The organism is Pseudomonas sp. DG56-2 (assembly GCF_004803755.1).
In the GTDB taxonomy this organism is placed as follows: domain Bacteria; phylum Pseudomonadota; class Gammaproteobacteria; order Pseudomonadales; family Pseudomonadaceae; genus Aquipseudomonas; species Aquipseudomonas auratipiscis.
On the sequence record NZ_CP032311.1, the window covers coordinates 907393 to 929463 of the forward strand.

Below are 22071 nucleotides of genomic sequence, written 5' to 3' on the forward strand. Positions count from 1 at the left end.
TACGTTTGGTTTGTTTTGGTTGGGCTTTACCGTAAACATTGGTCTGTATGTGTTATGTTTGGTTCCTGTCTCCACGCGCCCAGTGGCTCGAAGACTTGGCGGCTGCGGTATTTCAAACCCAACGGCAAGGAAGGCACGCTGATTATCGGCAAGTACCCAATCGTTTCGTTGGCCGTTGCGAGGACCAAGCGCGATGAGGCCAAAGCACTGTTGCTCGACAACCTTGATCCGATGGAAGAAAAGCAGAAGGCTAAGATCGCAGCCCAGCGGGCGAGCTTTCTCTTTGAAACCGTCGCCCTGGAGTGGCATGTCGAAATGTCCCGGCGCTGGACTGAGGGCCACGCGAAGACTGTCCTGAGTAGGTTGCGCACCCACGTATTTCCACTGATCGGCCAGCGGCCTATTGCTGAACTCGACACCCACGATCTGCTTGAGGTCACTCAGCGAATCAAGGATCGCGGCACCATGGATGTTGCGCTGCGTGTGCAGAACTGCCTGTCCACGATCATGCGAGGTGCGAAGCGGGCGGGGCAGATAACTCAAAACCCGGCGCTCGATCTGGCCGGCTCGATTCAAGCGCCGCGTCCCCTGCACCGTCCTGCACTTCCTGCGTAATATCAGCGGCCCGATCATTGTCGCCAAGGCGTCTGCGGATCCAGCTGTGTAACCACTGTGCATGATCCCGGTAGAGGTCATGGACCGCTTCGCGATTGAAGGTGGTGGGAGGGGGGCGCGTAGGACACCGAGTGCTTCCTGCTCTAGATATGAATGGGAATTAATCGCGATTATAAGAAAAGCCCGGATCTTTGCAATCCGTACTGATCGCTTCAGGAGAATTTCTAGACACAGATGAAACGAAAACGGTGAATGACAGCAATGAGTCGAAAGCGGTCGCTCACTACTGACCGCTATCGGCCAGAAGCAGACGTAGGCATCAGATTCGCATTTGAGGGCTGGCAGCCGCCTTCCCTCATTTCCACTTTTTTAGATTTTCGTACCATAGGTACTGTGCAGCAATTGCTCGCTTTTTCAATCTCCGACTAGCGGCCCAAGCAGCTAAATCCCACCAACCTCGACCACAGGCCTTTACAAGGTAAGCTGCAATGTTGATATCGTTGCATATCGATTCTGCGCGAAGGACTGCTCACATGTCTTCCATTACTGCTCTTGATGCTCAGGGCCAGCGGCTGTTGGCGCTCCTAGTAGCCAAACTACCCTCCGTAAGGCCTGCAAACCCGCAAACCTTCATCGGCTACAAGGAAGTGCACGACCGTCTTGGCCTACCTCAGCTGCGAGAAAAATTTGGCGAAAGCCTCAAGGTCCAAGGACTCGTTTCTCTTGCTGAATGGACGTATGAAACTCGCAAACCAGCGATCACCGGCCTGGTGATTGATCGCAGCTCATTGATGCCGGGCAAAGGCTATTTTGAGTTGTTTGGTCGACAGCCTGAGGACTTTGCCTGGTGGAGGGAAGAAATTGAAAAATCGAAAAGCTTCGATTGGTTGCCATTTCTCCCCCAGGAGACTGTTCCAGAGCCGCCTGCGGCCGTTGATATTGAAGGTTCAACTGATCGCGCAGAAGTAACAACTTATCGGATCATTCGCGACACATTGCTGGCACGGCGAGTCAAGCAACTACACGACTACCAATGCCAACTCTGCGATCACACGATCATACTGCCTGATGGGAGCCGGTACGCTGAAGCCCATCATGTTCAGCCACTGGGAGCCCCCCATAACGGACCTGATATATTGGAGAACATCGTCTGCGTATGCCCGAATCACCACGCCGAGCTTGATTACGGCGCGCGCACTCTCAACCAAACCGACCTCCGACCAGCAGAGGGGCACTCTCTTGGAGACCGCTATCTGGCATACCACAATACGAACGTCCACAAAGCGCCTTAGGCACCCGCGAACAGCGAGGACCCCGTAACATGACCACACTTACCGAATTGGATCTCCTTGCCTTTTCGTTTTTTCGTGAATTCGCACGCTGCGAGTATTGCCTCAAGGCCGTTGGGCTTCTGGAGGGCTCCCCAAATAAACCACAGGCCGACTGGGGCACCTTCGCAGCACAAGTGATAGCAGTTTTTGACGTGCCACCGAATGCGGAAACTGAAGGCGCGATCCAGTACTACCTTACTCATCCCCCTAAAAAACAAGTGGTTTTAGACGGAGTCCTCAGTTGGTCGACGACGCTTCCCACCCATCAGAGCCAAGCAGAACTCGTTCTGCGCCTCGTGTGCAGAGTGAGGAACAACTTGTTCCATGGAGGGAAATTCAACGGCCACTGGTTTGAGCCACAAAGGAGCGAGGACTTGCTTCATCGAGGGCTGGTAATCCTACGAGCGGTAGTCTCAGGCCACTCCAAGGTTCGCGAAGCCTATGCGAATAAGGCTGACTGATCGGCTCTGATGACCGTCCACTCTTGGCCGGTCAGCGACGGTCTGGCTTAGACCGCCGCTATGCATGATCAAACCTCGGTCTGTTCTGCCATCTCCAGAGCGTCATCGACCTCAATCCCCAAATATCGAACGGTGCTTTCCAACTTCGCATGGCCGAGCAGCAGTTGAACCGCCCGCAGGTTCTTCGTCCTGCGATAGACAAGCGATGCCTTCGTACGTCTCATCGTATGAGTGCCATACATGGCTGGATCAAGGCCAACGGCCTTCACCCAGCCTTTGACTGCATCTAACTCGCAGCCAAAAGCTAGGACAAATCAGCGACAGGGCTGACGCTACTGTCTCGTTCTGCGATGCTCAACACCGCCGGTAGCTGCTGCTCGACAGGTAACTCGGCGGTCTTATCAAGAAGTTCAGCCAAGTCGAAAACGGCCATTTCGACATAGCGTTTTATGCACATCCGCTCATAGGAAACGCTGCGAATACCGTCCAGTACCAGCCAGTTCAAGAACAGTGCGCCCATACCCAGCACCACGATCACCGAGCCCTTGCCCCATGTGAACAAAGGCGTGGCTTTAATAATTTCCGTGCACAACGCGATCATCAGCGCGATCAGAGAGGCGAAACTCAGGTTCTGGGATAAAGCAGGCCTGGCGGGTTTTCCGGTCAGGCCAGCATAAGCTGACAACTCGCGTAGTTTCTCAACCGTGTAGCCCTCCTTGCGCAATCCCTCCAGAAAGAAGGCATAACAAAGGGTGTTTTCCCTTTCTAGGCTCGGCTGGTGGTCAATCGCGTGATCTGCAAACTGCTGCGGGTAAACCATGCGCAATGCTTTAAGGCGCGTGACATAGAGCAGAAGAGCCCAAGGAGCCAGTGCCATGTAGGTGTAAGGAATCAGCGTAGGGTTCTTGATGCCGAACATTGCGAACACAAAAAGCAATGCGGTTGACCCTATCGCTGACCACATTGGCCATAACTTGCGAGCATTGTGGAGTTTAAATATGTGTTTATTGGGTTGTTTACGACTGATTTTATAAAGGGCCTCGAGTTGAGCCCAATCCTTGAGTTTCATTATCCATCCTTATTTTCAAAGTCGTGATAACCGAGCGATACAACGTTGCCCGCAATTGCCACTGCTGACAACCCACAGCCAAAAAAGACGATCGAAAGGCGACAGATTTATTTTTCTATCACTATCCGATTTTGGCCGATATCCGCCCTTCGCGAACGTCCGCAATGGGTCGAGAGCTGCCGGTCGCGAGTGACTGCTATCGACCCAGGCTGTTTGAAAACGCGCTGAATGTATTGAAGGGCGTGGAGATCTAGGGCCGTCTGTAAAACTGGCGGGGGATTACGTGGGTTAGCTCAACTGGCCTCGCAGGGGGCATCTGGCCGGTACGAGTCGTTCTTGGGGACTTTGTGGGATTCTAACCGGAGCCTCAGTAGGCAATTTTTCACCTTTTGATCGCTTCGAGCAGCCCCTTGGTACCCAAGATGCTCATCATTCGCTTGAGGTTGTAAGCGAGCACATGCAGGCTCATTTCGGTACTGACCCTTGGCAGGGTTTTGGTCAAGAAGTGGGTCGCCCCCATCCAGTACTTGAGCGTTCCAAATGGGTGCTCAACGGTTTGGCGGCGCACCTTCATTTTCCCTGGATCGTGCTCCAGTTGAACCTGCATCGCGTCAACGACCGCCTCGTGTTCCCAGCGCTTCAATCGCCGCTCTTTACCCGTCGTACATTGCTTGTGCATTGCGCAGGATTGGCAGCCCGAGAACCAATAAACATGCATCAGCATCCCGTCTTCCCACGTTGAATAGCGCTTGGTCAGCAATTCTCCCGCAGGGCATCGATACTCATTCGATTCCGAGACGTACAGGAAATCCTGCTTACCAAATCGACCTTCGGCTTTGCTGCTAGAGGTCAGTGGTTTCGGTACGAAGGTCGAAATTCCAGCTTGCTCACATGCAACGATTTCCGTGCCTGTGTAGTAGCCCTGGTCGGCAACGACCGTCAGCGACTCAGCACCGATTTGATCGCGTGCTTGCTTCGCCATGTTGCTCAGTTGCCCGCGATCATGACCAACATTCGCACCTCATGCGCGATGATCAGATGGTGTTGGGCGTCAACGGCAGTTTGTACGTTATAGCCAACGGTCCCACTACCCCGACCGCCAACTGACATTGATCGGGCATCGGGATCTGTGAGAGAGATTTGTTTGTCTGGGCTTTGAAGTAGCTGCGTTTCGATGTGTTTGAGCTTCTGCATCTGTTGTTTCAGCGTTTCAATCTTCTCTTTCAGCCGTTCGGCCTTGGCCGCAGCCACCTCCGGCATTGCCCGGTCTGCTGAATCCATCGCTGACAGATAGCGCTCAATGCTCTGCTCGATTTGCTGCATGCGAGCCTTCACCTTGGCCTGAGTGAAGTTACGGTCGCGATTGTTCACTGCTTTGAATTTGCTGCCGTCGATGGCGATGATCGACTCAGAGAAAAGATTGAGGTTACGGCAGAGGATCACGAACTGACGGCAGACGCCGCGAATGGCTTTACCGTTGTCCTTGCGGAAATCGGCGATGGTTTTGAAATCTGGAGCCAGACGCCCCGTGAGCCACATCAACTCGACATTGCGTTCAGCTTCACGCTCAAGCCGGCGGCTGGACTGAATGCGGTTTAGGTAGCCATAGATGTAGATCTTCAGCAGGGTCGCTGGATGGTAGGCCGGGCGACCTGTAGCTGCTGGATCGACGCCTGCGAAACCGAGCGCGCTCAAGTCGAGTTCATCGACGAAGACATCGACCACTCGCACTGGGTTTTCATCGGTGATGTAGTCGTCCAGGCACTCCGGCAGCAATGTGGCCTGCGTCCGAGCCTCACCTTCGATGAATCGCTTCATGATTGTCCTCGCCACCATCACGACGACCAGAAGGTTAGACAACCACGGGCGTTTTCACACAGCCTGGGACGTAAGGAGCCGCCAGTCCCGCGTAGTGGACATTCCCCACAGGTCGCAGGGGCCTTGATCCCTGATAACACTCAACATTCTTGGCGGGATGACGTGGGACGAGGATCGGAGATCGGACGATGAGGTGACTGACATGGCATTGGTGGGTAGACGCGATGGTCGTAATTTCGGCTACGGCAGGCAATTGAGTTACGCAGGACCTCAGGCACTGAAAGACATGTTCGGCGGCGGCCACTACGGCACAGTGAAGGCACACTGTGATCGGTGGCAGGCATTCGTGAAGTGGTGCCGCTCAGAACAGGGGCCCGGTATCAATGATGCGCGGCAGATTGATCGAAAGGTATTGGCCGACTACGCGGCGTATCTGCGCGACATTGTTAAGCGCGGTGATCTCTCCGTCAGCACCGCGCAAAACCGGCTATCCAGCGTTAACAGGACCATGGCAGCGCTTCGCGGTGATCAGCATGTGAAACTGCCAAGTCCGAGCAAGGCGTTGGGTATGCAGCGCAGCGGAGTTCGACACTCGGTGCCGCAGGGCCAAGACCGCAAACAGGTTAAGCAGATTGTCGATGTGCTTTGCCGCGATCACCAGCTACGGGCCGCTGCAATCGTTCTGTTGGCGCGAGCCACCGGCATGCGCTTGCGTGAGGCCATCCTAGCCGACTTGCCACGGCTGCGCCGTGAGGCTAGCGACCTAGGCAGGATCAACATCCAGGATGGCACCAAAGGTGGCCGAGCTGGCGCCTCAGCGACACGATGGAATGCGGTGGACCACCATGTTATCTTCTTTGGTGTCGCGACTCTGTATCAACTGAATGCTTGAGAGAAAGAGCTAGAGCTCATAGGGATGAAGCCCCATTGCTGACCCGATAGCGTAGCCTACGTTCTGCCAGAGAACGCGATTGAGGTCTCCCGGGATGAAGGACGTTTCGTCGTTGCAGAGGCGAAGAAGCTTTCCGTTCGCTAGGTATTCGTGGGTATAGTCGCCGACCGCTCGCTGGCTCATCTGGCGAGGCAATACCGCGATAAGTGGATCTACGTACACAGGGTCGTCAGCAATCAAAATGAACTCATCAAATAGGTGAGCATAGCTCTGCATGTGCTCTCCGAGATCAATGGAGTAAAGCTCACTCGCCAACGTAGTAAATTTTACCTCCCCTTTCTCGTATTCAAGCACCTGCGCGTCCAGTGCCTTTATTTCGTCCTCTAAGTGGGGTGGGGCGAATACATAGACAGTGATGAATGATTTTTCGTGCAACCACTGGATTGCATGCGGGATAAGCTCTGCCAGTGAAGGTGCACAAAGCCTCTTCTCAGGATACAGGCCCTTATAAAATCGCACTGCGGCGTGAGTTTGCTTTAGTAAGAATGAGTAGTCGACGTACATGACCCTGTATTTTGCAGGGGCTCGCTGGAGGATTTCTCGATAGGTCTGCTTGACGATGGCAACGCATTGATCCGCGCTCTGGTGGATCTCACTCCCGGTGAACCTGAGTACGGTATAGCCAGCTCGCGTCAGATAGCGTTGCCTTTGAGTGTCTTTTGCTATCTGTTCCTTAGAAGAGTGGTATTCGTGCCCGTCAAGCTCAATGATCAATCGAGCGTCCTCTAGCAGGAAGTCAACCCGAAAACGATGATGCTTCTGACTATCCCCAAACCAGTGCTCTCGCTGGATTTTCTCTGCTAGGTCTGCCGCTGCTTCACTGAACGCACTCTCGATGGGGGAGGGAGTTCTGTCGCGATACCAACTTGGGGGCGTAGTAGGGTGCCCAGGGTATTTCATCATTGTGTCCGTTCCCAATTTATAGAGGGCTGTGCGCCTTGTGCGCTCCTGTTTGCCCTTGTTTTGTACTGCTCATAAGCAATTGAAGCCTCTGCGTTATCTCGGCGGGTGAGCTACGCGTCACGCCGCCTCGATTATGCTGGAAAATTGCCCCTCAGAGCGACTGTACCCCCAAATCCTCTTGCTTAAAGCTATGCCGCCATGGTTTTACTGGCTTGTTCCATGCGGTGTTTGCGATATCTTTTTTTTATACAGAACCTAGTTCACTCGACTCATTCCGGGGAGGCTCACAAGCATGAGCTCCCCCCCAGAAATAATACGTTTCTTGAGTAGAAAGTGAGGAGGCGCCGCACTTTTTGAAGCGGGGGTTCAGCAGATGTGCCGAGCTCCAATCAAGAAATTATTTTCCCTATGTAGGTGAAGTAATTTGTGCGATTAGGTTTTTTGCAATCGCAAAAATATGTACTTCTTCAATTTCTATTTGAATGGATTTCGTAGACTTCACTGGCGCTCGTAGGTTCGCGGCGCTGACTGTAACTTGAAGGGCCCCGCGAAGATTTTTTTCAGATCCCTTGGTGACAATTCTCAAACTGAAGCTTTCATTGCCATCCTGATGCCGCCACTGCTTGCATTCGAACTCCACATTGTCAGTCGGTGATTTCGGTTTCCCAAACTTCCAATAAAATCCGTTTGCGTCGCGGTTGTGTTTCGAAAAAATATCTGTATTCAATAGGCGATCACTCGCTAAAAGCGAAGAATCAAAGCCTAGTGATGCGAGGTCTGTGAAGTGAGATAGAGGAGAAACGTGCTTGCCTTTCGGGGGGGAGGGCGGTGGAGGGATTTCGGTGAAAGCTGGCTCCTCCTCATCATCCAGGTCAGTTGGACTCAAAATTCCAAACTCCGCTCCCTTTACTTTGAATCTAACCACAACATCTTCGGCTGGGCGATTTCCAGCATTGTTCAATAGAGTGGTTACGATGATTTCTCCATCACGCCTATCTAGCTCTAAATGTAATTTTGTGAATAATTTCTCGCAGTCAGTAATCCATTTTTCATATTTGTCGTTGTATCTGTTGATTTCTGTTTGACTCGGGAGCATAAAGCGAGACAGTGGCATGAGTGACGCAGTGGCGCCTAACCCTCGTCTCTCCGGCTCCTTGGCGCTGAAGTCAGTCCTGATGGGATTGTTTTCAATCAGCATGTTCATGAGCATTGAGATTTCACCATCCGAAAGCGCTAGGTGCTTTCGATAACTGAATGTCCAAGAATCCTCTTCAAAAGAAATATTGCACCTAGGCTCAGCGGAGGTCAGCTCGCGCAATTGCGCCTCAAGGTTTTGAATTTTTCGCTCGTCTTCATCGTTTTCGGCTGTCAAAAGCCAATTTTCCGGAACTCTCTGAAATTGAACGCCAACCCGTTTTGCCCTCAAAAGAGGCCCAGTGTCATATGATAGGAACAAGACCTTAGCGTCCGTGTTTTTCTGATAAGCATGAGCGATGCCTACCAATAGGTCATCGACATGACTATAGTTCATCTCACCATTGAGCTCGGGAGAGGGTTCTAAGTCTTGCCCAAGCGATACCAATACGGTGGGGCCATTCCCTTGGGTGTCAATATTTACTTGGTCTTCTTGCAAGAATTTAGCAAACAACCCATTTGCAAGTCTTGCTCGCCTGGCGAGTTTTCCACTTCCGGATTTTTGACGGTCAACTTCAGCGATTACTGGCCGAGTGACCATTAAAACAATTTTTTCATAATTTCCCAAGTCGTTCCAGTTCAATGCTCCGAGCTGTTTGCATTGAACGAACACGTTCGTATCCGGGAACACAAAAAGGGTTTTGCTGCTGTCCATATTCGTATTTTCCTGCCAGCCATCCCAAAACTAAATCATTCACCGACAAGCACTAGCTCTGCTCCCTGGCGCGAGCGGCAGAACCCTTCTGTGTCGGGTCGCAGCACCTCATAGCATCATATCTCAAAAGCGCTTATGCACAAGGCACAACTATGGCATTCTAGCGGAGAGGGTGGGTGGAGGCGCGTCTTGGCCGTTTCATCACAGCACTGAGGTTGGCTGGTGATGGCTACTCACTGATGAACCCTGACATTAGCTCTCGCAATATTTTTGGATGAGTCTCAGTTGATAAGGTTAACCATGGAATCACTGTCAAGATTTTTCTATATGCATGATCATTCTAATCCAGAGGCTCCCCCAAGCCTGCATATCCGCAATGTTCTACTGTTTTGCGTGGGAGGCGTTGTACTTACGGTCATAGTATATGCCGCATTTTTAGTATTCAAGACCTGGCCTATCGATCAATACTCTATTGCAAGTGCGGGTACTTTTGGCGATAGTTTCGGGATGCTGAACAGTTTGTTTACAGGCTTAGGGTTCGCGGGGCTTCTAGTCACAATATTCTTGCAGCGAGAGGATCTTAAGCTTACCAGAATAGAATTGTCCGAAACCCGAGAGGAAATTAAAAATCAAAGCCTGACGTTCAGGCAGCAGCAGTTTGAAGAGTCGTTCTATCGTATCCTTGCTTTGTACAAAGATAATCTGTACCAGATATCAGTTAGGGTTGAACGCAATTCAGATGTCCGCATGGAGGGCGTAAATGCACTGATTTCCAAGCAGCGGAGGTTTGAGGATAAGTGCAAGATAGAACTTCCCGGTGATTTTCCTATGGACGGCACCTTGGAAGAGAAAGATGACTATGCGTATACTCTTTACCAACTATGTGATGCCTCCTTGTCTAGGCAGTCTAGATATATGGAGACCTTGAATACGATCCTTGATGTCGTGACGCATCACTGCTTCGATGAGGAAAGAAAAGAGTATTATTTCAGCATTTTGTCTTCGCAGTTGACTGCTCATGAAGCAAAATATATTTTTTATCAGGCATTCTTGGATCCGAATTACAACTCACTCAGATCCACGCTAGCCAATTCCCATGCTTTCAGTAAGCGCTTCCAAATTGACAGCATCGATTCTGGGCACTATGCCGCTTTTGAGTATCTTTGGAATGTCAGATTAGCGAGTACTTCTTCAGAGCACGATAGGCTTTTCGCAAGCGGACGATTCAGAGAGGCACGTCTTCGTGCCCGTGGTCGTGCAAAGACCTCTACGTAGCGGTTGGGCGGACTTACTCGAACACCCAAGCATGGCTACCAGCCGGGAGATAGCGTTGCAGGTCGATCAAGCCTTGCTCACTCAATTTCAGGTTTAAGCGTTTGAACATCTGATCGAACGTCCCCTGATTTCGCCAGCCGCGAAACCGTTGATACACCGTTGACCATGCGCCGAAGCGCTCCGGCATATCTCGCCACGAAGCGCCCGAGCAGAGCACCCAGAGTACGCCATCGAGCATCAGGCGGTTGTTCAAACGTGGCCGCCCTCGGCTATGAGTTTCGATGAAGAGATCGGAGACAACATCCCAGGCCTCGTCCGAGAGTTCGTAACGTTTTGCCATCACAGAATTCCTTTCCGTAGATGGCCGGGAAACCTACAGAATTTCAGCTTCTGAGGGGCGTCGATTCAGTTTCTCGGGATTTCGTACAGAGCCTAGGACGCTGCGCGATGAAAGTCGGGTTACGTCGACTAGCTCCACGCTGGTATCCACTTTGGATCTACCAACCTGGAGTGAGCGGCTACTTCTGGCCGTTTGCCGCCCGTCCCGAACGACGGGTAGGGGTCGATAGCTGCCATCCCCAGAAGAGCCTGAGCCTGAGCCTGGCTTTGGCGAATGGTTAGCAGAACGCTTCAGCGCCTTCCATCATCCTGGCATGGCTTTTTCGGAGTGGTCGGCAGCCTAGAAATAGGCTGAGGATAATTTTAGAGATAATGAGTTGTACCCTGACGAATAATACCCATTAAATTCAGAACCTTTCGTGTTGATACGATTCCTGTCTCCGCACCAGTTCAGGTTCCAGTGAAGGCTACCAAAATCTCTGGCCCCCCTTAAAACCCGCCGTCTGGCGGGTTTTTTCGTTATGGCGTCCTAAGTAAGAGCTATTTGCCAGAACCCCCCCTCTAAAAGCCACTTCGAACACGATCCGCCCATTGCTCCACTCAAATGACACCAAGCGCCGTCATTCCTGAAAAATTGTCACTAGTGCAATGAAAAACTGCCAAAAATAGGAAAATTAATTACCAATAGACTGACAGGCATACCAACCTGAGCACCTGCATATGTCTGCCTATGAATCCCTTACCCAAGCCGCTTCTTCCACGAAGGGGGTTGGGCTGAGCATTGCCATCTTGGCCTCTGCGGCCTTTCTCATCGTAACGACCGAGTTTCTGATCGTGGGTTTGCTGCCTGCCCTTGCCAGAGATCTTGGTATTTCAATCTCTGTGGCAGGGCAGTTGGTTACCCTATTTGCCTTCACAGTAATGATCTTTGGCCCACCCCTGACGGCTGCGCTTTCTCACCTCGATCGGAAAAAACTATTTATCTCGATCCTGCTGATCTTCGCCGCAGCAAACGCCTTAGCGGCCGTGTCCGACAGCTTTTGGCTCCTCGCTGTCGCCCGTGTGGTGCCTGCTTTAGCGCTACCGGTTTTCTGGGGAACGGCCAGTGAAACGGCTGGACAGCTGGCGGGCCCACAGCGATCTGGCCAAGCTATCTCGAAAGTGTACTTGGGCATCTCGGCGGCAATGCTGTTCGGTATTCCAGTGGGCACAGTTGTGTCGAATGCGATTGGCTGGAGAGGTGCGTTTTGGTTGCTGGCAGGTTTGTCGCTGATCATGGCGATTGCGATGTCGGTGTACATGCCCACTGTCGCTCGTACTGCGAAAGTGGATTTTTTCAAGCAAGCACGCATCTTCAAAGAGCCCTATTTCCTTGCCAATGTGTTCCTTTCGGTGGTGGTTTTTACAGCCATGTTCACCGCTTACACCTACTTGGCCGATGTCCTTGAGCGAGTGACAGGTGTGGCTCCGGAGCATGTCGGATGGTGGCTGATGGCATTTGGCGCAATTGGCCTGGTCGGTAATTGGATCGGTGGCAAGGCCGTCGACAAGTCCCCAATCAAGGCCACTGCGCTCTTTCTGATAGTGCTCAGCATTGGTATGGCCGCAATTGCGCCACTCGCACATGCAGGACTGATCTTCTGCGTTGCTCTTGGCCTTTGGGGAATCGCCAATACCGCTCTTTATCCTGTAAGCCAGGTGCGAGTCATGAGTTCGGTTTCCCACTCTCAGGCACTGGCGGGCACCACCAACGTATCGGCAGCTAACGCAGGCATTGGTATCGGTGCCATTGTTGGGGGTATGACAATTCCAAGCCTTGGGGTTGAATATCTAGGCTACGTGGCATCCGCAGTAGCGGTGATCGCTTTGGCGCTGGTTCCGATCGTTCGCAAGCTTGCCCCTTAGCAATTGGAGCATGTTGGTTCGCTGCGCCGCCTGTGAGTCAGGCTGGCGCATTGTCGTGCGCGATTACTGCTCCGTTATGCATTCAGCCTAAAGGCAGTACTGTAGGTTGTGCGCCGTGCGGCGTTAACCTGGGAAGGAGATAGTCCAGTAACGCTCGAACCTTGGGTTGCCCCTCTCGACTTTTCAACCAGACCAGATTCATCGGCAAACCATCTGTGGATAAATCTGGTAGCACCTCTACGAGCGTTTCCTGCTCAATGTGGCGCTGAGTGAGCCACGTCGGTAACTGGCCAATACCGTGGCCGGCAAGTACCGCCGCTACTTCTCCCTCGCCATCGCCCACTGCAATGCGCGTGTGGACGGTCCGGCGTTCCATTTCTCCCGGCTGACGCCCTCTAAAGAACCATGGGCTGACCAAGCCGTCGCTTTGCCCATATCCAACGCAATGGTGGTTATCGAGATCACGCTCACATTGCGGGGTGCCATATTGTTCGAGGTACTCAGGGGATGCGCAGAACATCAAGCGCTGAGCGCCGAAATACTGATGGCCAAGATTTGCCGGCCAAACATCAGCGCCACCAATGCGCACGACGATATCAATGCCTTCGTATACAGGATCGATGAAGCGATCAGTGAAAGAGATGTGCGGTTGAAGCATGGGGTGAAGGCGCACAAAGTCCATGATCAAGGGAAGAACGTGTAGCCGCCCAAAGGAGGCCGGAAGATCGATCCGTACCCTGCCATGAGGCTCATTGTTCTCGGCGATAATTGCATGTTCGACTTCTTCGAGATCCGTCAAAACGGATGCGCACGTTCTGTAGAAAACGACACCGGCCTCGGTAAGAGCCAGACTTCTCGTCGTGCGGTTGAAAAGACGAGTCCCTAGTCGACTCTCCAAACGTGCCACGCTTTTGCTTACTGCCGAGCTTGTGAGGTTCAGTCGTTCGGCGGCAGCGGTGAAGCTGCCAAAATCAGCGACTGCGACAAAGACATCGATACCTTTCAGTCGCTCGGACGAGAACATTGCACTCTCCATTGAATTAAATTCCAGGTGCTTCGCAAGCTAGCACCAAGGTAAGTGGAGAATTCTCCAATAGGAGCAATCCTTACACCATCCCATGCGCCAAATCTTCAACCAGCGCCTTCGCCATCCCACTCAAATAATGCGCAGCACACAGCATCGCTTCGTCCTGCTCAAACATCACATGCTGAGTCAGCTTCCCCACACAGCCCATCAACAGCGCAGCCTGTTCCAGAACAAACCCAGCATCATGCCCAGGCTCAACCCGAAACAGTCGATCATCCGCGGTGCCGCTTACCCCCTCACCAAACACCCCGACACCTATCGTTCTAAACCCTGAACCACTGCTGCCAACCGACGCCTCGCTCATTTATCCCTCTCCTCAGAAAACCACCCACCCCGAAAACAACCAGCCTTGCCGAAACAAAGCCGGTGCTCGCCTGTGCATAACTCAGTGCTTCAACTGCACCTTGCTCAAGGCCACTTCGATCAGGTTTTGGGCGTTTTCGATTTCGTGCATGGTGGCCAGGGTAAGAACCTGCCCTGGGGCGCTGGAATGCAGCAGGACTGTTTGTTGCGCGATGGTCAGGGCGCAGACCATGTATTCGGACATTTGGATGAGGATGTCTTCGAGAGACTGTTTAGTAGCGCCGGGTGGATCTGGAACGATTTTCAACATGCGAACCTCTAGAGCCTAGTGGGGCTGCTACAGACCTGCTGTCAAACAAGTGGGTGGCAGCTATACGCGGGTTGACAGACCGAGGACTCTAGAACTCGGCGCACACAAGGTGCCCCACGTACAGCCGCCATAACGCGTGCACGTGCTCTAGAGGTCAATTACGGCCTGTCAAAACCGGTCGTTGAACACCAACGACCCGCCGAGACTAGAGCCCTCATACGGCCATCGCAATGCCACACGTGCGGCAAAAGTATGATTCGGAAATGGACTACATGGAATCGGGAAATTCTGAAGATTAAGCACCAAGCCATGAAAGAAACCACGCCAATAACCGACAAGTCTCGACCATTTCCTACAGCAACCACTCCACCTTCCGGGAAGTCATCCATGCACTAGGGGGGAGGGCACCTAACACAGCGGCATGAAACCGATCCAAGGAAAGTACTGAGTGCCGGCGACATCTACATCGGTAGATGCCGCCGTTTCCAGGTCTAGAAACACTTATTCAAGAACACCCCGATCACGCCGAATTTCCTCCCGCGCCATGGCCTCCCACAAAAACGGAAACCCATTCGTATCGGTTCGCCTGCCGGTTGCATCCACCACATGGCCAGGTAACGGCGCGCCCCCACCCAGCGCCTCAACATGCCAAGCCAAACGACTACGCCACTCCAATGTGATCGCTCGTAAATGTGCCTGGCGAATGCCGTTGGCCACAACCAGTACGCCGTGGTTGGCGAGCAGCGCCCATTTGTTTGTACCGAGTGCGCCGACCACGGCGCGGCCCAATTCGGTGTTTTCCACCGTGCCGCGATACTCGTCATAGAGCACCGGGTCGGTGTCAACCAAGGCGGATGTCTGGTCGTAGACAGGGGGGATGCGCCCGGCCGCCGACCACACCGAACCCCACTGCGGATGGTTGTGGATAACCACGTGCACATCCGGTCGTGCGGCGTGCAAGTCCATATGCAAGTTGATGGCCGGCGTGATGTTCCATTCACCTTCGATTACCGTGCCCTGGTGATCGAGGCGCACGATGTCCGAGGCGCTCACCTCTCCCCAGGTAAGCTCCCATGGGTTGGCCAAGTAGGTGCCGTCGTCCTGACGAACAGTGATGTGACCGGCGATGTGGTCGTTATAGCCCTCGCGAAACAACACCCGGCACAGCAGCGCCAGTGTTTGTTGTGGGGTGAGTTCAGGCAGCAGCGCATACCGCCCCGGCTTGGGTGTGTATCGAGCCAACAGGTCTTGGTTCAGCTTGTCTTGCAACATAGGTATTCCCCTTGAGCCACCCACACATCAGGGTGATCAACCATTGATGAGTCACGCGTTGGCGGTGTTGCGAGCGAATACCGAGGCGCGCTGCATGCGGCGCTGGTGCGGTTGGTAATCCAGGATGGCATTGTGGAGCACGCTGCGGTTATCCCAGATCACCATGTCGCCGACAGTCCAGCGGTGACGAAAGCCAAATTGAACCTGTTGGCAATGGGCGTGCAGGTAGGCCAGAACCGCATCGCTTTCAAGGATGGTCAGGCCATCGATATGGGTGGTGTACGTCGGGCTCAAGTACAGCGCCTTGCGACCTGACATCGGATGCTTGATCACCAGTGGATGCAAGTGCCGACGGTTCATGTTGATCACTTCAAGGTAACGGTCGTGAGTGACGACGTTCTGGCGCAGCGCTGTGGTCATCGGTCCGTTCATGTCATGCCACGCACTAAGGCCGTCGAGGTACTGCTTCATGCGCTCAGACAAAGCGTCGTAGGCAGTGGTCATGCTGATCCAGCAGGTGTCGCCGCCCACCGGCGGCAAGATTTGCGCATGGGTCATGGTGACGATTGGCGGGCTGGGAAGAAAACTCTCGTCGTGATGCCACATATCCGCACGATCACCCAGCTTGGAGTCGATCACAGTGATCTGTTCAAATCCATCGCCCAGGTTGGGATAGAAGGTATGAACTTCAGGTTCACCAAAATGCTTGGCAATCGCTAAGTGTTGCTCTGGTCGCAACTGTGGGACGTGCAGTACAAGGGCTTCATGTTTAACCAGTGCTGCCTCAAGTGCCGCCAGCGTTTGCGGCAAAAATACTGAAGCGGGATCTAGATCAAGCACTTCGGCGCCTATGTTCGAACCCAAGGGCCGAACGGTGAAAGATGACGGCATGGCAATCTCCCGGTGGGTTACAGCTTGCGATCTTGTAGAGCGCATCACTGCGCATTTGGACGTTGTCTGATCGACGAAAACGATCATACTCACGTGCTCAAGGTCGAGATATTCGCATTCCGGAAGTGCTCAGTTAACTAAGTAACTAATTGATTTGTTTAATATTTATTAATTATTTGGTGCGACTCAAAATGCAGCGCTCGGATTTCTAATAACAACAAGGGCGGTGAAACCACGATGGACCGAACACCTTCGGCAGGGCAGCTTCCCGCATTACGCAAGCGCCCGAGCCAGTCACGCTCGCGCGCGCTGGTGGATGCCGTGGAGCAGGCGTGCCTGCGGATTCTGGATGAATCCGGCGAGGAGTCACTGACCGTCGCCCGCATCGCGGAAATATCTGGGGTCGCAGTCGGCTCGATCTACCAATACTTCCCCAACAAAGACGCAATCGTAGCCTTGTTGTACGAGCGCATTCTCGACCAGGAGTCCGAGGAGCTGTTGAAGGTGCGCGAAAGGTTGGTGGGCGTGCCATTAAAATCGGCGCTGCGCGACATTCTGGCCAATATCATTCGGGTTGAAACGCGACTGTTCAAATTGAACAAGGCCTTTCATTTGCGTTACCACTCAGCCCTTCACCTCGGTATGTGGCGCGGTCCTTACCAAACTACGGGTGAATTCATCGAAGCGACCTGGTTGCCGCTTTTGCAGATGTACGAGCACGAGGTCACCACCGAGCATCCGGCCCTGGCGGCTTATCTGCTCGGACAAGGCTTGCGCAGTGTGATCCGCTCGGTGCTGGAAGATATGCCAACCCAACTGGAGTCCTCAGCATTGCTCGACAGTATTGTCGCCATGGCTATCGGTTGCCTGCGTCCCTCTGCGTTTGATTAACAGGTGGTCCGCATTTCGTAGGCATCCCGCGGTCCCGTTTACCCCCTCACCAAACACCCAGCCCCAAAGCAACCAGCCCCAAAGCAACCAGCCTTGCCGAAACAAAGCCGGTGCTCGCCTGTTCGTGGCTCAATGCTTCAACTGCACTTTGCTCAAGGCCACTTCGATCAGGTTTTGGGCGTTTTCGATTTCGTGCATGGTGGCCAGGGTAAGCACCTGGCCAGGGGCGCTGGAATGCAGCAGGACTGTCTGTTGCGCGATGGTCAGAGCGCAGACCATGTATTCGGAGATTTGGATGAGGACGTCTTCAAGAGACTGGTTGTTGACATTGGGTGGATCAGGAACGATTTTCAACATGGTGCCTCCCGGTGAGTGGAGTCGCCACGAATCTGCTGTCAAACAAATGGGTGGCAACTGTACGCGGGTTGACAGACCGAACACCGGAGAACTCGGCGCACACGAAGGTGCCCCACGTACAATCGCCATAAAGCTTGCACATGTCTTCGGTGAGTGCGGTCTGTCAAAACCGGTCGTTGAACACCAACGACCCGCCGAGACTAGAGCCCTCATAAGGCCATCGCAATGCCACAAGTGCGGCAAAAGTATGATTCGGAAATGGACTACATGGAATCGGGAAATTCTGAAGATTCAGCTCCGAACCATGAACGAAACTACGTCATTAACCGACAAGGCTCGACCGTTTCCTACAGCTAACTCTCCGCCTTGGTGGAAATCATCCTTGCATACCAAGGCAGCGGCCAAGATAATGCGAGCGATTACCATTAACACCTTGCGGTCATTCTCATGTCGGCACTTGATCACACCGCGCTCCAGCGGCTGTACAGCGAGCACAACAGTTGGCTAAAAGGCTGGTTGCGGGTTCGCCTGGGCAATGCCGCCGATGCGGCCGACCTGGCACAAGACACCTTCATACGTGTAATGACCGCACGCAACGCTGAGCCCATCCGTGAGCCGCGTGGCTACCTGAGCGCGATCGCGCGTTCGCTGCTGATCGACAAATCCCGCCGGCGCACCATCGAGCAAGCCTATCTGCAAGCCTTGGCGCTGCAGCCCGAGCCTGTGGACGTTTCTCCGGAAATCCGCCTGAGCATCATCGAAATGCTCGTGTCCATCGACACCATGCTCGATGAGTTGGGCAGTCGAACCCGCGACATATTCCTCGCGGTGCAGTTGGAAGGGCTCACCTATATCGCCGCCGCTGAACGATTCGATGTGTCGGTCACTACGGTGAAAAACCATCTTATCCGTGCTATGACCCGCTGCCTGTTGCTGGCCGAAAACCCATGAGCACGCCGCTGGACGTGCAAACCCTCGAGGCTGCTGCCACCTGGTATGTGCAGCTCAATGACGGCAACCCCTGCGAGGCGCGCACCCAGGCCTGGCGTGAGTGGCTGCAAGCCAGCCCCCAGCACGCTGCAGCGTGGGCGAGGGTGGAAGCACTGCAACAACAATGGCAGCAGGTGTCGCCACGCGCGGCGCTGTCCGGGCTGACGGCGGCGCAGGCGCAGCGCCGGGATGTGCTGAAAATTCTCGGTGTGCTCTTGGCTGTTGGCGGCACTTGGTTGGTCAGTGAGCAGGTGCCTTATCGCGCACTGTTTGCCCAGCAATTGACCAAGGCCGGGGAGCGTCGCAGCTTGCGTCTGGACGACGGTTCGCAGCTCACCCTGAACGTCGATTCAGCGGTGGATATCAGCTTCGATGCTCAGCAGCGACTGATCACACTCTACCGTGGCGAAATTCTCATCCAGACTGCCAAAGACCCCGCCCAACGGCCGTTTATTGTGCATACCGGCGATGGCAGTGTGCGCGCCTTGGGAACGGAATTCAGTGTGCGTCAACTCGCCGGGCAAACCCGTGTCTGCGTGCAGGCGTCGGCGGTTGAGGTGCGCTCGTTGCATCACCCCGAGCACGCGGTGCGGTTGGTGGCCGGGCAGCAGCTCACCTTTGATACCGAACACGTACAAGCGGCTACAGCGTTGCCGGCCAATTCCAGCGCCTGGCGCAACGGCCTACTGAGTGTCAACGACTGGCGCCTGGGGGATTTTGTCGAAGAACTGGGGCGTTATCGCCCCGGTGTGTTGCGCTGCGCCGTGGCGGTCGAGGGCTTGAGTATTTCCGGGGTGTTCCGTATCGATGACACCGATACCGTGCTGGAAAACCTGAGCAAAACCCTGCCGGTGAAAGTGCGCTATTTGACGCGTTATTGGGCCAGCATCGAGCCCGCCTAAGCCACGGCTGAAATTAATTTGCCGTGTTCTGGCTGATTTTGATTCTCATCCGTCAATGACATAAGCCGCGATTACAGCGCGTTTCTGTCATGACTCAGAAGGATCACCGCATGTCCCTTCCACCCCCAAACGCCACCACCCGATTAACGCGCGCCGTGCGCATGGCGGTGCTCGGTGCATCTCTCACCGGCGTACCGGTTCTGGCATTGATGCCGGTCCAGGCGATGGCGCAAAGCCAAACCGCCTATCACGTTGCGGCCGGCCTGCTGGGCAACGCCCTGACCCAATTTGGCGTGCAGGCGGGGGTAACGCTGTCGTTCGATACCGAGCAGGCGCGACACCTCACCACCCGCGGATTGGACGGTACGTACAGCGTCGAGGAAGGGCTTGAACGCTTGCTGGTCAACAGCGGCTTGCAGGCGCAAAGGCAGAGCAATGGCGGTTATGTGATTATCACCAAGGCCAACGGCGATGCGTTGGAGCTGGGTGCCACCGAGGTTATCTCCAACCAGTTGGGCACTATTACCGAAGGCACCGGCTCGTACACGCCGGGCACCATTGCCACCGCCACGCGCCTGGTGCTGACGCCGCGGGAAACGCCGCAGTCCATTACGGTGATCACCCGCCAGCACATGGACGACTTCGCGCTCAACTCCATCGACGACGTTATGCGCCACACCCCGGGCATTACCGTATCGACCTACGACAGTGAGCGCACCAACTACTACGCGCGCGGTTTTTCGGTCGAGAATTTCCAGTACGACGGTATCCCGACCCTGCGCAACTCGGCCTATTCGTCTGGGCAAACGCTCAGTGACATGGCCATCTACGACCGTGTTGAAATTCTCAAGGGCGCAACAGGGTTAGTGACTGGCGCCGGAGCGCCCGGGGCAACCATCAATTTGGTGCGCAAAAAACCAACGCGCGATTTCAAGGCGAGTATCGATTTGGGCGCGGGCAGTTGGGACAACTATCGCTCCCAGATCGACGTCAGCGGCCCGCTGACCGACAGCGGTAATGTGCGCGGTCGTGCGGTGATGGCGTATCAAGACAAGCACGCCTTCATGGATCGCTACCAGCGCAAAACCAGCGTCTACTTTGGCACCCTGGAAGCGGACCTGAGCGAAGAAACGCTGCTGACCGTGGGCTTCGATTATCAGAACAACGACCCGACCAGTTCGGGCTGGTCCGGCAGTCGCCCGCTGTATGACCGCAACGGCGACCGCATCGACGCTTCGCGCTCCTACAACAACGGCGCCAAGTGGAGCAGTTGGGAGCAGACCACTCAGAGCGTGTTCTCGACCCTGGAGCACAGCTTCGCCAATGGTTGGGTGGCCAAGGGGCAGTTCACTCATCAGCAAAACAGTTACCACGCACCGCTGGGGGCTATCCAGTTGGGGCCGTTTCCCAGCACCGGCTTGTCCACGCTATACGCCAACAAATTCACTGGCACCACCCGAGCCGACTCTGCCGATTTCTACCTTAGCGGCCCATTCAGCCTGATGGGCCGTGAGCATGAATTGGTCGTCGGCGCATCGGCCTCCAACTCGCACTGGAAAGGCAAGGACTACGGCGCACCGATCTACGTGAACGGTAATCGGGTCGTCGACTTCTGGAACTTCAACGGCAACTTCCCCGAGCCGGACTGGGGTGAGCCAACCCAAGTAAACGACCAGACAACCCGGCAAACCGCGGGTTATATAACTGCCCGCTTCAACATCACCGACGACTTGAACATTCTGCTTGGCAGCCGTGTCGCCAACTACAAATTGACCGGTGATTACGACTCTACCGAAACCGGCAAACTGGTGCCTTATGCCGGTGTCACTTACGACCTGAATGATCACTTCACGGCGTACGCGAGTTACACCGACATCTTCATGCCGCAAACCTATAACCGCGACCGCAACAACAAGTTGCTGGAACCGGACGAAGGCAAAAACTACGAAGTGGGTATCAAGGGTGAATTCTTCGACGGCCGGCTCAATACCAGCCTGGCCTATTTCGAAGTGCATGAAAGCAACCGTGCTGAGGCAGACGCCGAGTACAACTCCAGTCCCACCAACCCCTCTGTCGGTTACGCCTACACCGGTATCGAGGCGAAAACCAAAGGCTTTGAAGCCGAGTTGTCTGGGGAACTGGCACCCGGCTGGCAGGCGCAGGCCGGCTACACCCACAAGATCATTCGCGATGAACATGGCGACAAGGTTTCCACCTGGGAGCCGCAAGACCAGCTCAGCTTTTACACCTCGTACACATTCAAAGGCCCACTTGAACGCCTGACCATCGGCGGCGGTGCGCGCTGGCAGGGCAAAGCCTGGCAAGACATCTACAACCGGCCCAAAAACCAGTACGAGGAATTTTCCCAAGAGGCCTATTGGTTGGTGGACGTAATGGCCAAGTATCAGGTTACCAATCACCTGTCTGCGTCGGTCAACGTCAACAACCTGTTCGACAAGTACTACTACACCAACATCGGCTTCTATAACACGGCTTACTACGGTGACCCGCGTAATGTGATGTTTACCACACGTTGGGATTTCTAAACGCT

At 54.2% G+C, this 22071-nt stretch carries 17 protein-coding genes and 5 pseudogenes; 10 read left to right on the forward strand and 12 right to left on the reverse strand.

Annotation, left to right across the window (positions count from 1 at the left end; all coding sequences use genetic code 11):
- Positions 1-78: 78 nt before the first annotated feature.
- The 3 genes and pseudogenes from D3Z90_RS04325 to D3Z90_RS04340 all read left to right on the forward strand — a co-directional run.
- A pseudogene (locus tag D3Z90_RS04325) lies at positions 79-609 on the forward strand (tyrosine-type recombinase/integrase); the annotation flags it as partial.
- Positions 610-1148: 539 nt separating this feature from the next.
- Positions 1149-1907: an HNH endonuclease gene (locus tag D3Z90_RS04335; protein WP_136474566.1), complete on the forward strand. Its 759-nt coding sequence runs from the start codon at positions 1149-1151 to the stop codon at positions 1905-1907.
- Between the two features lie 29 nt (positions 1908-1936).
- Positions 1937-2407, forward strand: a complete 471-nt coding sequence (locus D3Z90_RS04340; RefSeq protein ID WP_136474567.1) for a hypothetical protein — start codon at positions 1937-1939, stop codon at positions 2405-2407.
- Between the two features lie 68 nt (positions 2408-2475).
- On the opposite strand, the pseudogene D3Z90_RS04345 reads toward D3Z90_RS04340, so the two are convergent.
- The 3 genes and pseudogenes from D3Z90_RS04345 to D3Z90_RS04355 all read right to left on the reverse strand — a co-directional run.
- Positions 2476-2688 (reverse strand): annotated as a pseudogene (locus tag D3Z90_RS04345) (tyrosine-type recombinase/integrase); the annotation flags it as partial.
- 23 nt (positions 2689-2711) lie between these two features.
- Positions 2712-3476, reverse strand: a complete 765-nt coding sequence (locus D3Z90_RS04350; RefSeq protein WP_136474568.1) for a hypothetical protein — start codon at positions 3474-3476, stop codon at positions 2712-2714.
- Between the two features lie 382 nt (positions 3477-3858).
- Positions 3859-5294 (reverse strand): annotated as a pseudogene (locus D3Z90_RS04355) (IS1182 family transposase).
- Positions 5295-5496: 202 nt separating this feature from the next.
- Here D3Z90_RS04355 and D3Z90_RS04360 point away from each other — a divergent pair.
- Positions 5497-6144, forward strand: a pseudogene (locus D3Z90_RS04360) (integrase); the annotation flags it as partial.
- A gap of 51 nt (positions 6145-6195) precedes the next feature.
- On the opposite strand, the gene D3Z90_RS04365 reads toward D3Z90_RS04360, so the two are convergent.
- Both D3Z90_RS04365 and D3Z90_RS04370 read right to left on the reverse strand, forming a co-directional pair.
- On the reverse strand, positions 6196-7149 hold the full coding sequence (locus tag D3Z90_RS04365) for an endonuclease domain-containing protein (protein WP_305956106.1): 954 nt from the start codon (positions 7147-7149) through the stop codon (positions 6196-6198).
- Positions 7150-7555: 406 nt separating this feature from the next.
- The gene (locus D3Z90_RS04370; protein ID WP_136474569.1) at positions 7556-8998 is read right to left on the reverse strand and encodes a PIN domain-containing protein; all 1443 of its coding nucleotides are present in this window, start codon (positions 8996-8998) and stop codon (positions 7556-7558) included.
- A 300-nt stretch (positions 8999-9298) separates the two neighbouring features.
- Here D3Z90_RS04370 and D3Z90_RS04375 point away from each other — a divergent pair, with 300 nt between their 5' ends.
- Positions 9299-10273 carry a hypothetical protein gene (locus D3Z90_RS04375; RefSeq protein WP_136474570.1) on the forward strand — a complete coding sequence of 325 codons (975 nt, stop codon included), beginning with the start codon at positions 9299-9301 and terminating at the stop codon, positions 10271-10273.
- Positions 10274-10319: 46 nt separating this feature from the next.
- Here D3Z90_RS04375 and D3Z90_RS04380 read toward each other — a convergent pair.
- Positions 10320-10613: pseudogene (locus D3Z90_RS04380) on the reverse strand (transposase); the annotation flags it as partial.
- A gap of 719 nt (positions 10614-11332) precedes the next feature.
- On the opposite strand from D3Z90_RS04380, the gene D3Z90_RS04385 reads away from it, so the two are divergent.
- The gene (locus tag D3Z90_RS04385; RefSeq protein ID WP_136474571.1) at positions 11333-12517 is read left to right on the forward strand and encodes an MFS transporter; all 1185 of its coding nucleotides are present in this window, start codon (positions 11333-11335) and stop codon (positions 12515-12517) included.
- A gap of 82 nt (positions 12518-12599) precedes the next feature.
- On the opposite strand, the gene D3Z90_RS04390 is transcribed toward D3Z90_RS04385, so the two are convergent.
- The 5 genes from D3Z90_RS04390 to D3Z90_RS04410 form a co-directional block, all read right to left on the reverse strand.
- On the reverse strand, positions 12600-13541 hold the full coding sequence (locus D3Z90_RS04390) for a LysR substrate-binding domain-containing protein (RefSeq protein WP_136474572.1): 942 nt from the start codon (positions 13539-13541) through the stop codon (positions 12600-12602).
- Positions 13542-13623: 82 nt separating this feature from the next.
- Complete coding sequence (locus D3Z90_RS04395) at positions 13624-13908, reverse strand: DUF3077 domain-containing protein (RefSeq protein ID WP_136474573.1); 285 nt, start codon at positions 13906-13908, stop codon at positions 13624-13626.
- An 81-nt stretch (positions 13909-13989) separates the two neighbouring features.
- Complete coding sequence (locus D3Z90_RS04400; protein ID WP_136474574.1) at positions 13990-14217, reverse strand: hypothetical protein; 228 nt, start codon at positions 14215-14217, stop codon at positions 13990-13992.
- 501 nt (positions 14218-14718) lie between these two features.
- Entirely contained in the window at positions 14719-15489 is a 771-nt protein-coding gene (locus D3Z90_RS04405; RefSeq protein WP_136474575.1) for a class II aldolase/adducin family protein, read from the reverse strand.
- 51 nt (positions 15490-15540) lie between these two features.
- Positions 15541-16380, reverse strand: a complete 840-nt coding sequence (locus D3Z90_RS04410; RefSeq protein WP_136474576.1) for a TauD/TfdA family dioxygenase — start codon at positions 16378-16380, stop codon at positions 15541-15543.
- A gap of 237 nt (positions 16381-16617) precedes the next feature.
- Between D3Z90_RS04410 and D3Z90_RS04415 the strand changes: the two genes are divergently transcribed.
- Positions 16618-17271, forward strand: coding sequence for a TetR/AcrR family transcriptional regulator (locus tag D3Z90_RS04415; RefSeq protein WP_136474577.1), 654 nt, complete (start codon positions 16618-16620; stop codon positions 17269-17271).
- Positions 17272-17400: 129 nt separating this feature from the next.
- Here the strand turns inward: D3Z90_RS04415 and D3Z90_RS04420 are convergent, their stop codons facing one another.
- Positions 17401-17628, reverse strand: coding sequence for a hypothetical protein (locus D3Z90_RS04420; RefSeq protein ID WP_136474578.1), 228 nt, complete (start codon positions 17626-17628; stop codon positions 17401-17403).
- A gap of 447 nt (positions 17629-18075) precedes the next feature.
- On the opposite strand from D3Z90_RS04420, the gene D3Z90_RS04425 reads away from it, so the two are divergent.
- The 3 genes from D3Z90_RS04425 (at position 18076) to D3Z90_RS04435 (ending at position 22066) form a co-directional block, all read left to right on the forward strand.
- Entirely contained in the window at positions 18076-18579 is a 504-nt protein-coding gene (locus tag D3Z90_RS04425) for a sigma-70 family RNA polymerase sigma factor (RefSeq protein ID WP_136474579.1), read from the forward strand.
- A gap of 8 nt (positions 18580-18587) precedes the next feature.
- The gene (locus D3Z90_RS04430; protein WP_136478877.1) at positions 18588-19520 is read left to right on the forward strand and encodes a FecR domain-containing protein; all 933 of its coding nucleotides are present in this window, start codon (positions 18588-18590) and stop codon (positions 19518-19520) included.
- 110 nt (positions 19521-19630) lie between these two features.
- A complete protein-coding gene (locus D3Z90_RS04435) occupies positions 19631-22066 on the forward strand; it encodes a TonB-dependent siderophore receptor (RefSeq protein ID WP_136474580.1) in 2436 nt (811 codons plus the stop codon).
- Positions 22067-22071: the final 5 nt, after the last annotated feature.

What these genes read in the sequence shown, in the direction of transcription:
- D3Z90_RS04335 (WP_136474566.1), top strand. Translation starts at nt 1,149, where the DNA reads ATGTCTTCCATTACTGCTCTTGATGCTCAGGGCCAGCGGCTGTTGGCG.
- D3Z90_RS04340 (WP_136474567.1), top strand. Translation starts at nt 1,937, where the DNA reads ATGACCACACTTACCGAATTGGATCTCCTTGCCTTTTCGTTTTTTCGT.
- D3Z90_RS04350 (WP_136474568.1), bottom strand. Translation starts at nt 3,476, where the DNA reads ATGAAACTCAAGGATTGGGCTCAACTCGAGGCCCTTTATAAAATCAGT.
- D3Z90_RS04365 (WP_305956106.1), bottom strand. Translation starts at nt 7,149, where the DNA reads ATGATGAAATACCCTGGGCACCCTACTACGCCCCCAAGTTGGTATCGC.
- D3Z90_RS04370 (WP_136474569.1), bottom strand. Translation starts at nt 8,998, where the DNA reads ATGGACAGCAGCAAAACCCTTTTTGTGTTCCCGGATACGAACGTGTTC.
- D3Z90_RS04375 (WP_136474570.1), top strand. Translation starts at nt 9,299, where the DNA reads ATGGAATCACTGTCAAGATTTTTCTATATGCATGATCATTCTAATCCA.
- D3Z90_RS04385 (WP_136474571.1), top strand. Translation starts at nt 11,333, where the DNA reads ATGTCTGCCTATGAATCCCTTACCCAAGCCGCTTCTTCCACGAAGGGG.
- D3Z90_RS04390 (WP_136474572.1), bottom strand. Translation starts at nt 13,541, where the DNA reads ATGTTCTCGTCCGAGCGACTGAAAGGTATCGATGTCTTTGTCGCAGTC.
- D3Z90_RS04395 (WP_136474573.1), bottom strand. Translation starts at nt 13,908, where the DNA reads ATGAGCGAGGCGTCGGTTGGCAGCAGTGGTTCAGGGTTTAGAACGATA.
- D3Z90_RS04400 (WP_136474574.1), bottom strand. Translation starts at nt 14,217, where the DNA reads ATGTTGAAAATCGTTCCAGATCCACCCGGCGCTACTAAACAGTCTCTC.
- D3Z90_RS04405 (WP_136474575.1), bottom strand. Translation starts at nt 15,489, where the DNA reads ATGTTGCAAGACAAGCTGAACCAAGACCTGTTGGCTCGATACACACCC.
- D3Z90_RS04410 (WP_136474576.1), bottom strand. Translation starts at nt 16,380, where the DNA reads ATGCCGTCATCTTTCACCGTTCGGCCCTTGGGTTCGAACATAGGCGCC.
- D3Z90_RS04415 (WP_136474577.1), top strand. Translation starts at nt 16,618, where the DNA reads ATGGACCGAACACCTTCGGCAGGGCAGCTTCCCGCATTACGCAAGCGC.
- D3Z90_RS04420 (WP_136474578.1), bottom strand. Translation starts at nt 17,628, where the DNA reads ATGTTGAAAATCGTTCCTGATCCACCCAATGTCAACAACCAGTCTCTT.
- D3Z90_RS04425 (WP_136474579.1), top strand. Translation starts at nt 18,076, where the DNA reads ATGTCGGCACTTGATCACACCGCGCTCCAGCGGCTGTACAGCGAGCAC.
- D3Z90_RS04435 (WP_136474580.1), top strand. Translation starts at nt 19,631, where the DNA reads ATGTCCCTTCCACCCCCAAACGCCACCACCCGATTAACGCGCGCCGTG.